This is a genomic window from Pseudomonas sp. AIG (assembly GCF_977020205.1).
In genome coordinates this window covers 89835-100505 of record NZ_CDROCK010000021.1, presented here as the reverse complement: position 1 = coordinate 100505, position 10671 = coordinate 89835, and the positions used below count along the sequence as shown (strand labels likewise).

The 10671-nt window shown below is 59.7% G+C and carries 8 protein-coding genes; 3 read left to right on the top strand and 5 right to left on the bottom strand.

All coding sequences use genetic code 11. From position 1 onward, the window contains the following. A partial coding sequence (locus tag ACWR1S_RS14260; RefSeq protein ID WP_454563942.1) for a DUF6531 domain-containing protein occupies positions 1–3317 on the bottom strand: 3317 nt, incomplete at its 3' end. A gap of 245 nt (positions 3318–3562) precedes the next feature. Between ACWR1S_RS14260 and ACWR1S_RS14255 the strand changes: the two genes are divergently transcribed. Further along, complete coding sequence (locus ACWR1S_RS14255; RefSeq protein WP_064116942.1) at positions 3563–4258, top strand: HAD-IA family hydrolase; 696 nt, start codon at positions 3563–3565, stop codon at positions 4256–4258. A gap of 74 nt (positions 4259–4332) precedes the next feature. Here the strand turns inward: ACWR1S_RS14255 and ACWR1S_RS14250 are convergent, their stop codons facing one another. Beyond that, positions 4333–5079 carry a 3-oxoacyl-ACP reductase family protein gene (locus ACWR1S_RS14250; RefSeq protein WP_454563941.1) on the bottom strand — a complete coding sequence of 249 codons (747 nt, stop codon included), beginning with the start codon at positions 5077–5079 and terminating at the stop codon, positions 4333–4335. Positions 5080–5206: 127 nt separating this feature from the next. Between ACWR1S_RS14250 and ACWR1S_RS14245 the strand changes: the two genes are divergently transcribed. Continuing rightward, positions 5207–6133: a LysR family transcriptional regulator gene (locus tag ACWR1S_RS14245; protein ID WP_454563940.1), complete on the top strand. Its 927-nt coding sequence runs from the start codon at positions 5207–5209 to the stop codon at positions 6131–6133. Positions 6134–6252: 119 nt separating this feature from the next. Here ACWR1S_RS14245 and ACWR1S_RS14240 read toward each other — a convergent pair whose 3' ends face one another. The 3 genes from ACWR1S_RS14240 to ACWR1S_RS14230 form a co-directional block, all read right to left on the bottom strand. Further along, positions 6253–6981, bottom strand: coding sequence for an aspartate/glutamate racemase family protein (locus ACWR1S_RS14240; RefSeq protein WP_007916448.1), 729 nt, complete (start codon positions 6979–6981; stop codon positions 6253–6255). A 55-nt stretch (positions 6982–7036) separates the two neighbouring features. After that, positions 7037–8575: an NCS1 family nucleobase:cation symporter-1 gene (locus tag ACWR1S_RS14235; protein ID WP_454563939.1), complete on the bottom strand. Its 1539-nt coding sequence runs from the start codon at positions 8573–8575 to the stop codon at positions 7037–7039. Positions 8576–9153: 578 nt separating this feature from the next. Further along, on the bottom strand, positions 9154–9888 hold the full coding sequence (locus tag ACWR1S_RS14230; RefSeq protein WP_038365501.1) for a phosphoadenylyl-sulfate reductase: 735 nt from the start codon (positions 9886–9888) through the stop codon (positions 9154–9156). A gap of 164 nt (positions 9889–10052) precedes the next feature. Here ACWR1S_RS14230 and thrH point away from each other — a divergent pair, with 164 nt between their 5' ends. After that, on the top strand, positions 10053–10670 hold the full coding sequence (thrH, locus tag ACWR1S_RS14225) for a bifunctional phosphoserine phosphatase/homoserine phosphotransferase ThrH (protein ID WP_454563938.1): 618 nt from the start codon (positions 10053–10055) through the stop codon (positions 10668–10670). Position 10671: the final 1 nt, after the last annotated feature.

Genomic DNA, 10671 nt, shown 5'->3' with positions numbered 1-10671 from the left:
AGTGCGCCGCCCTTGGCGTGGCGGTAGTCGAGCACGCTGTTGTCCGGCAGACGCAAGCGCTTGAGCTGGCCGCAGGCGTCGTAGCGGTAACGCAGCGTGCCCCAGCCCTGATGCTCGGTGATCAGCCGGTCCTGACGGTCGTATTCGAAGGCCAGCGGGTGTTGCTGACCGTCGTCGACACTGATCAGTCGGCCGAGGCGGTCGTATTGATAAAAAACCTTGAGGCCGTCGGGCAGGGTTTTGGCCAGAAGACGTCCGGCCGCATCGCGCTCATACGCAGTGAGCAAACAAGAGCCGTCATCGCCGAACTCGGTCTTCTCCAGCAGATGGCCGTTGAGGTCATAGGCATACGCCGTGCGCCGGCCATCAAAACCGCTTTCCTGACGAATCAGTCCGGTCGGCGTGTAATCCAACCGGTACTTTTCCCCGGACTCGTTTTCGATCTCGGTGAGCAATAACTGCGCATGGTCGTAGCGGTACTGCACCCGCGTGCCGTCGGGGTTGATCCGCCGCGAGACCAAGTGCAGATCGTCGTCGTATTCATAACGGGTGATGCGCCCGAGTTCATCGCGCTCGGCAGTGACCTGGCCGTAGGCGCCGTAGCTGTAGGCGCGAGTACTGCCGGTAGGAAACGTCGTCTGAATCAGTCGGCCGACGGCGTCCCAATGCTGACGGGTGACCGCACCGTGTTCGTCGGCGGTGGTGGTCCGCCGCCCCAGTGCATCGTAGGAAAAACGCCGCACGCCACCGTCGGGCAGCGTTTCTTCGGTCAACTGGCCGAGGGCATTCCAGACCAGCCGATGCCGGCTGCTGTCCGGGTAGCGGATCGACAGCAACTGACCCCGGGTGTCGTAGTAGTAATGGGTGACCTGGCCATCGGGATCGACCGCTTCGGTGACATCGCCCTCGGCATTGCGCCGGTAGATCCACACCGCCTCGCCGCGCGAACGCCGAAACAGGAAACCGTTGCGATACTCGTAGGACGTGGGCGCCTCATCCGGCGGAATCAGCGCGATCAGCCGTCCGACCTCGTCGTAGCGGTATTCGGTGACCGCGCCCAAGGCATCCTGCTCGGCGATCAAGCGCCCCGAAGAGTCATAGGCCTTGAGCTGCTCGCCACCATCCGCCGAGACTTTGCGCACCAGCCGCGCACGCTCGTCGTGGACGTACGTCTCTTCGGTGCCATCGACGTAATGCACCGCGACGCTGCCGTCGTCGTTCCAGACGTAGCGCGTGTTCATCTGCGAGAACGACGCCCAGTGGCGCACGCAACGGGCCGCTTTCCCCGACCGCTCCCACTCCCAGAACAAACTCGCGCCGCCAGCCAGTTGCCGCTGCAGAATCACGTGAGCGTCGTCGTAGTCGTAACGCTCGCTGTCACCGACGGCGTTGCTGGCTTCGACCAGATGCTGATAGGCGTCGTAGCGGTAACTGACCAGCGCCTGTTCAGTGCTCCAGACGCCCTCGCGAAACACCTGGTAATCCACACCCAGCAACTGCGCACGGTCATAGCGCAACAGCAGCGAGCGCCCGGCGCCGTTGTCCAGGCGCTGCACCCGGTCAGACCGATCGCGCTGCACCGTCAGACGATTGCCATAGGCATCGCTGATCGCCGTCAGCCGTCCTGCGCGAAAGTGATAGAACCGCGCCGTTTCCCCGGCCAGCGCGAGGATCAGTTCCTCCGGTTCATCACCCAGAAAAATTGCCGCCCGCGACAGGCTGTTGTGAATCGCCGGTCGTTCAACGCTCGGCAACGGAAACCGCGTACGCCGGTTTTCGTGATCGACCCAAACAACCTCATCAGCGAAAAACTCCAGCCGATGCGCCAGCGAATGGCTCCAGCCAAAGCCCAGCCCAACATCGACTTCGACGGCGCTCGAGCGATACAACCGCGTGAACTCAAACGGCAATACGCCATCGAGCACGGCATCAGTCAGGGTCAGCAGTTCTTCACCGGTGACCATCGACACCGGACAACCATTGGTGCAGGTAAAGGGCACGCAATCGGCGCTGTCGCCGTTGGGGTTTTTCGCCTGATCCGGCGAGTCGTCGTGAGGCTCATGCCGTTCCAACCGGCTCGAACCGCCAGACTTGTCCCGCACAACAGGCGCCGGATTCGGCACGGTCAACACCAGCGAATCGGACTGACGAATGTTCAGCGGTATCGACGGTGTCGGTTTCAACTCAACGTCACGCACATTGAGCATCAGCGGCTTCAAAACGCTGGCATGCCGCGTCAAATCCGCCGAGGACGTCAGTTCGGCCAAGCGCAACGCAGAGGCCGCCAGCCATTCCCGAGCGCGAGGCGACTTGATCTTCGCCAGCACTTTGCTGCTCAAGCGCACCGGCACGCCGGCGCCACCCGACAAGCCCATCAGCAGAAAACTGATCAGCAGTTCGACCCGAACCTCGGCCACCACTTCGGCCAGATACTGCGGCGGCAGCATCTTCAGCCAACTGGTGAACGCGGCCAGATGAATAAACAGAAGAGGTTCGTCACTGAGGATCAGCAGACCGTTGGCAATGGCGTCGCTGGAGGCATTCAATAACGCCTCCAGCTCGGCCTCGCTGAGGTACTCCAGCAATTTTTCGCTGTTGGCCTGCAAGTCGGCGAGGAGGGCGAATACCTGTTTGATGTCATCCCAAACGCCGTTCAGGGCTTTCTCGAACCCGCGCCAGTCGGCCTGTTGCAACTGACCGTAACGCTGAAGAAACCCGGCGCTGGAAAACTCCGTCCACTGTGGTTGAAACCCTGCCCACTCAGCGCGCAGCCAGCCTTCCAGGCCTGCAATGACACCCTCATAAGAGGCATACAGAGCACGCACATGGTCGGTGGACACATCGGGAAAGAAGGTGATGCGATAACGCTGGCCCCGATCGCAATCGGTCACCTGCAGAATGCCGCTGGGGCCGATGGTGTGGTGCCGTGGTTCGCCGAAAGTCAGTACGCCGCCGACATCGGCAAGCACCGGCTCGAGGGTCACCGGGGTGTTGCCGATCGGCACGAACCGCGCGGCCTCGAACATATGCACCAGCGTCAGCGACCCGCTGGCCGAGCACCTGACCACCGAAGAACTGAGCGGCTGGCGCGACTTGATCGGCGCGCTGAGGCGCACGTCGTTACCGACAGTGAACACCTGCTCGACATCCAGCGCAGTGCCTGTCCAGAACTGCTCGGCCCAGGCGTCGTAGTGGTTCAGGCACAGGCGGAACTCGCCGATCAGGTGTTCGAAGTCCGGCTCATCGGGATTCAAGGCAGCAACAACGAGCAGGCCGATGCTGTTGTTCAGGGCCAGCAGCCGATCGGTTGGAAGCATTCGCAGTTCTCGCGCACATCAAAAAGGTGCGGGGACTTTGCGGGGGATCAATCAGGAAAGAAGTCGGGCGAGTAGGCAATACCTGTAGGATGTTTCGCTGAATTGTTGCGAGTCGTTCATCGCTGCAATGGACATTGCCGTTGCTCAATGTCCGTCGCGCTCGTTATGCTGCTGAACCCTTTAATCAGATCCGCGTAGTGGCGCCAACTGTGCCGCCCGGGATGTCTTTGTTAACGGATCCGATGATGAATGCACCGCTGAAGGCGTTCGGCCCGATCAAGGCCGTGATTTTCGATATGGACGGTTTGCTGCTGGACACCGAGGGCATTTACACCGAAGTCACCTCGCTGATTGCCCAGCGATACGGGCGCACCTTCGACTGGAGTATCAAGCAGAACATCATTGGTCGGGGGGCTAATGATCTGGCGAACTATGTGGTGCAGGCGCTGGATCTGCCGATCACCGCCGAAGAGTTTCTGGTCATCCGCGAACCACTGATGCGTGAGCGTTTCCCCACCGCGCAAGCGATGCCGGGTGCCGAAGAGTTGATCCGCCACCTCAAGGCGCACAATATTCCGATCGCTGTGGGCACCAGTTCGTCGCGGCAATCGTTCGGCCAGAAAACCACGCTGCACCGTGACTGGTTTGCGCTGTTCGATTTCATCGTTACAGCGGACGATCCGGAAGTCGGCGCGGCGAAACCGGCGCCGGATATTTTCCTCACCGCTGCCCGGCGCCTGGGCGTGGCACCTGAGGATTGCCTGGTGTTCGAGGATTCTCCGTTCGGTGTGACCGCAGCGAAAGCCGCCGGCATGACCGCGATCGCCATCCCCGATGCCGCCATGGCCGATGAAAAGTACGCACACGCTGACGGGATTCTTCGCACGCTGAAAGCGTTCACCCCGAGTGCCTGTGGTTTGCCGGCGCTGGAATGGGCCTGAACCCCTGAGACAAAAAAAACGCCGCCCCTCTGTGAAAAGAGGGGCGGCGTTTTTCGTTCAGACGACGCGGGATATCAGGCGCCGAAACCACCGTCGATGGTCAGACTGGCACCGGTGATGTAACCGGCTTCCGGGCCTGCCAGGTAGGCGACGAAACTGGCGATTTCTTCGGCTTTACCGTAACGACCCACCGCCATCAGCGGGATCAGGCTTTCGGCGAAGTCACCGTGCGCCGGGTTCATGTCGGTGTCGACCGGGCCAGGTTGCACGTTGTTGACGGTGATGCCGCGAGGGCCGAGATCGCGGGCCAGGCCTTTGGTCAAACCGACCAGCGCCGACTTGCTCATCGCATACACGCCGCCACCGGCGAAGGGCATACGGTCAGCGTTGGTGCTGCCGATGTTGATGATGCGCGAACCTTCGCCCATGTGCTTGGCGGCTTCCTGCGAGGCGATGAACACGCTGCGCACGTTGATCGCCAGAGTCTGGTCGAAATCTTCCAGAGTGAAATCTTCAAGTGGGGCGACGGCCAGTACGCCAGCGTTGTTGACCAGAATATCGAGGCGGCCAAAGGCTTCGACGGTGGCGCTGACGGCGTGGCGAATAGCGGCGGCATCGGCGCTGTCGGCCTTGATTGCCAGGGCTTTGCCGCCGTTGGCGGTGATGCTGTTCTGCAACTCTTCGGCTTTGGCGGTGGAGCTGACGTAAGTGAAGGCTACTGCAGCGCCTTCAGCGGCCAGACGTTTGACGATGGCAGCGCCGATGCCACGGGAACCGCCTTGAATCAGAGCGACTTTGCCGCCGAGGTGTTGAGTGGTCATGTTCGATCTCCAGAGTGTTCAAGGCGGGAATGCCTTGGTATTGGTGGCGAGTATCGGCGTGCTATCGACAACTGTGTAGACCATGGTTGCTATAGTCTGTGTAAACCAGAAGTTTATAGTGGCGATCATGGAAACCTTCAGCAGCATTGAATGCTTTGTACGCAGTGCCGAGGTCGGCAGCTTTGCCGAAGCGGCACGGCGCTTGAGTCTGACCCCGGCAGCTGTCGGCAAGAGCGTGGCCAAACTCGAGGTGCGGCTCGGCGTGCGGCTGTTCCAGCGTAGTACACGCAGCCTGACGCTGACCGAGGCCGGGCAACTTTTCCTGGATCAGGTGAGTGGCAGTTTGACCACCATTCAAAATGCCGTGGCCAATCTGTCCAGTGTCGAAGGGCTGCCGGCGGGGACGCTGAAAGTCAGCATGGGCGCCGCGTTTGGCTGTCTGCATATCGTGCCGATGCTCGGTGAGTTTCTGCAGCGATACCCGGCGATCAATCCGGACTGGCATTTCGATAACCGACAGGTCGATCTGATCGGGCAGGGCTTTGATGCGGCCATCGGTGGCGGTTTCGAACTGCCGCAAGGCGTGATCGCACGCAAGTTGAGCCCCGCGCACCGGATATTGGTCGCGTCCGCCGACTATTTACAGGCCAATCCCCAGATCATCGAACCAGATGACCTCCGCCATCACGACGGGATTCTGATCCGCTCACCGCAAACCGGGCGTGTGCGTTCCTGGCAGTTGACCGGGCGTAATCCGCAGAACTGTCGGCCATTGACGCTCAGGACGCGGATGACCATGAGCGATTCTGAGGCCGCTTGCAGGACGGCGGCGCAGGGCTTGGGAATCGCCCTGGTGAGCATGCCGTTTGCGGTGGGGTATCTGGAGGCGGGGACGTTGCAGCGGGTGTTGCCGGACTGGTTTGTCGATGATGGCAACATTTCGATTTACTACGCCGAGCATAAATTGTTGCCGGGCAAGACGCGGGCGTTTGTGGATTTTTTGATTGAGCAGTTTGTGGAGCGGGGGTTGGCGCGGCGGTTTAGTGCTGTTTGAGTAAGGCATCTGACCGAGGTGCGGCCATCGCGAGCAGGCTCACTCCTACATTGGAATGCGTTTCCCCTGTGGGAGCGAGCCTGCTCGCGAATGGGTCGACTCGGTTTTCGCTGATAACCTCAGCGGGCAAACCGCCCCGGCCAGCCAATGATGTTCTTCGGCCGCGGTGTCGCATACGTCCGCACTTTCGACGTCGACAAGCGCAACCGCACCAGCGATTCAGCAATCGTCACCGCCGCCGTCACCCCATCCACCACCGGCACCCCGGTGCGTCGACGAATCTGCTCATCGAGCCCGGCCATGCCGCCGCAACCCAGGCAAATCACCTCGGCTTTATCCTGCGTCACCGCCAGTTCAGCCTGATGCACGATGGCTTCCAAGGCACGCTGCGGCTCGTGTTCCAGTTCCAGCACCGCCAAACCACTGGCCCGTACCGAAGCGCAGCGATCCCACAGACCGGACAGTTTCAGCCGATCCTCAATCAGCGGCACGGTGCGATCCAGCGTGGTCACCACCGAATACGCATGCCCCAAAAACATCGCCGTACTCGCCGCTGCATCAGTGATGTCCACCACTGGCACGTTGAGCAATTCCTGCAAGCCTTCACGGCCGTGCTCGCCGTAACCGGCCTGGATCACTGCATCGAACGGCTGATCGTAGGACATCACCCGATCCATCACCGCGATAGCGGCCAAATAGCTTTCGAAGTTGCCTTCAATCGAGTCGGCGCCGAAGTACGGCGTCAAACCGACGATTTCGGTACCGGGTGACGCGACAGCCTGCGCCGATCGGGCGATGGCCTCGGTAATGGATTCGGTGGTGTTGACGTTGACCACGAGAATACGCATGGGGAAATCCTTATAGCGGGCAGTTCTGCGGCCCGAAATCCGGGCCGCGAGGAAGTTAATGGCAGACGTTGTCGACAGCGATCGATTCGCCGCTGATGTCGGCGTAGTGCGGTTGGCGTTTGGCAATGATCAGGTAGAGCATTCCGGCGATGCCGGCGCCGATCAGCCACGAGAATGGTGAGACGCTGTGGAAACCCGGCACCAGTGCCAGGACGATGGCGATCAACGCGGCAGGAATAAACGCCGCCACTGCGCGGAAATTGACCCCCCGGCTGTAGTAATAAGCACCGTTGGGATCTTCGCTGTAGAGCTGCGGCACGTTGATCCGGCCTTTGCGGATCAGCCAGTAGTCGACCATGATCACCCCGTACAACGGGCCGAGCAGGGCGCCGAGGCCGGACAGGAAGTACACGATCACCAGCGGGCTGTTGTAGAGATTCCACGGCAGGATCAGCACCGCGATGGTCGCGCTGATCAAGCCGGCGCGGCGGAAAGTCAGGTACTTCGGCGCCAGGTTACTCAACACGAAGGCCGGGGCGACGAAGTTGGCCATGATGTTCACCGCCACGGTGACAATCAGGAATGCCAGACAACCGAGCACCAGGAAGAAGGTGTTGGGAATCGAGGCGATGATCTCGGTCGGGCTTTCGATGATCCGGCCATTGATCTGAAATTGCGCACCGCAGAGCAGGACAGTAATCGCGGCGAACACCAGAATATTCACCGGCAAACCCCAGAAGTTTCCTACCTTGATGGTTTTGCGGCACGGCGAAGAGCGGGCGAAGTCGCAGAAGTTGAGAATCAACGTGCCGTAGATCGCCAGCCACAGCGCACCGCCAGCGAAGATGTTGCGCCACATCTCGCCACCGGTCAGCGGCTCGCGAGTCGACCAGGCGATGGTCGCGTTGGCCTGGAAGTACATCCACGCGGCGAGGGCGGCCACGGTCAGCAAAATCACTGGTCCGGCAAACGCTTCGTAACGGCGCACCATTTCCATGCCATAGGCAAGAATCGCCAATTGCACGAACCAGATCGCCACGAAGCACACCCAGCCCAGCGTCGACAGGCCAAGAATCGAATTGTGGTCGTATTCGGCGAAGCCTGGATGCACAGCGGTGAGCAGAACCCGGAACACCACCGACGCCAGATACGTCTGAATACCGAACCAGGCAATGGCGATAACCGCCCGGATCAGTGCAGGAATTTGCGCACCGTGGATGCCGAAACTGATCCGGCTGATCACCGGAAACGGCACACCGGTTTTCTGCCCCATGTAGCCGGACAGGTTCATGAAGAAATACACCAGCGCCGCGCCAATCCCCAGCGACAGCAGAATCTGCCAGCCACCCAGGCCCAAGGCATAAAGCCCAATGGCGAACGAGTAGTTGGCGATGTTGTGCACATCGTTGGTCCACAGGGCGAAGATGCTGTATTTGCCCCAGCGTCGACCTTCGGCCTTGGTTGGCGCCAGATCACTGTTATGCAGACGCGGACTGAGTTGTAACGGCTCGGTGAGTCCGTCATGAGGCAACGGTTGGGTAACGGGAGAGGCGGGCAGATTCAGCGCGATGTTGTTGGAGAGACTTGTACGCATTCCGGCAGGCTCCTGATGTTCAAGGCCGCGATGACTGTGCATAAGCCGTCAGGCTCGACAAATCTTCGTCGCGGCAGTGAAACCATCACTGGTTACGGGGCATCTGCAGCCTGTACGGGATAGGGCGCTTCAGGCTTGCGGATCGAAAGTGGGTTTATGTTTTGCAGTTTTGTATACAAAACATGTATGCACTAAAGCCAGATTTGTGCCAGTTGCTGATCTATGCGCAGCGCTACTCATTTCGAAAAGTTATCGAGGCGCGCTAAGTACCTGAAAGTAAGTGGTTAAAAATTGACCGGTTGAACAGGTATTTATTTTTGACGAGGGAATTTGGCGGCAGGCGAGTAAGAAGGTATTTCAGGCGGGATGTAACTTTTCAGGGCGCGGAAACAAAAAAGTGCGCACATAAATGGCACCGATGGTGACATTTGTGTGTACACATTTTCCGATGGCTCCGCATAACATTGTAGGAGTGAGCCTGCTCGCGATAGCGGTGTATCAGCCGATAAATTTTTTGGCTGATACACGGCTATCGCGAGCAGGCTCACTCCTACAAGGGGAAGCAGTACGGCAGGGGTTTATGCCTTGCTAATGATATTCCCGGCATGCAGCCCGCACTCTTTCTGCGTCGCTTCTTCCCACCACCAACGCCCCTCGCGCTCATGCTGGTTCGGCAGCACCGGGCGGGTGCACGGTTCGCAGCCGATGCTGATGAAGCCGCGTTCGTGCAGGCTGTTGTACGGCAGCTCGAGCATGCGGATGTAACCCCAGATCTCTTCGCTGGTCATCTGCGCCAACGGGTTGAACTTGTACAGCGTGCGCTCCGGCGTGGAGAACGCGGTGTCGATTTCCATCACTGCCACGGCACTGCGAGTACCCGGGCTCTGGTCGCGGCGCTGGCCGGTGGCCCAGGCTTTGACGGCGGACAGTTTGCGCCGCAGCGGCTCGATCTTGCGGATGCCGCAGCATTCGCCGTGGCCGTCCTTGTAAAAACTGAACAGGCCTTTTTCCTTCACGAACGGTTCCAGTTTCGTGTAGTCCGGCGACACCAGTTCGATGTCGATCTTGTAGTGCTCGCGCACCTGATCGATGAAGCGGTAGGTCTCCGGGTGCAGACGGCCGGTGTCGAGGCTGAACACCTTGACGTTCTTGTTGAGCTTCCAGGCCATGTCCACCAGCACCACATCCTCGGCGCCGCTGAAAGATATCCACAGGTCATCGCCGAACTCGGCAAACGCGAGTTTGAGAATGTCTTGCGCGGATTTGTTGGCATAGGTCGTGGCGAGTTCCACGACGTCGAACGTTGCACTCATCAGGGCGGCTTCCTACAGGTCGGTGGCGCTGGGCGCTCTATATGGGGCCGATGGTAACAAAAAGCTGCACGGCTCGGGGCGTGCTGTGCGTTGCGTGTGTGGAGGTGAATCGCTAGAGTTCGGGCTCGCTCGACTCAAATAATCAATACAAACGGGAGTGTCTTGTGGAAATTGCTTGCCTGGATCTTGAAGGGGTGTTGGTGCCGGAAATCTGGATCGCCTTCGCTGAAAAAACCGGAATTGACGCCCTCAAGGCCACCACCCGGGACATTCCCGATTACGACGTGCTGATGAAACAACGTCTGCGCATCCTTGATGAGCACGGCTTGAAGCTCTCGGACATTCAGGAAGTGATCGCCACGCTGAAGCCGCTGGACGGCGCGGTGGAGTTCGTCAACTGGCTGCGCGAGCGCTTTCAGGTGGTGATTCTGTCGGACACGTTCTACGAGTTCTCGCAGCCGCTGATGCGCCAGTTGGGCTTCCCGACGTTGCTTTGTCATCGTCTGATTACTGACGAAACTGGCCGTGTGACCAGCTATCAGTTGCGTCAGAAAGATCCCAAACGTCAGTCAGTGCTGGCGTTCAAGAGTCTGTATTACCGGGTGATTGCGGCGGGGGATTCGTATAACGATACGACGATGCTGGGCGAGGCGGACGCGGGGATTCTGTTCCATGCGCCGGAGAATGTGATTCGCGAGTTTCCGCAGTTTCCGGCGGTGCATACGTTTGCCGAGTTGAAGCAGGAATTCCTCAAGGCCTCCAACCGCGACCTCAGCCTGTAAG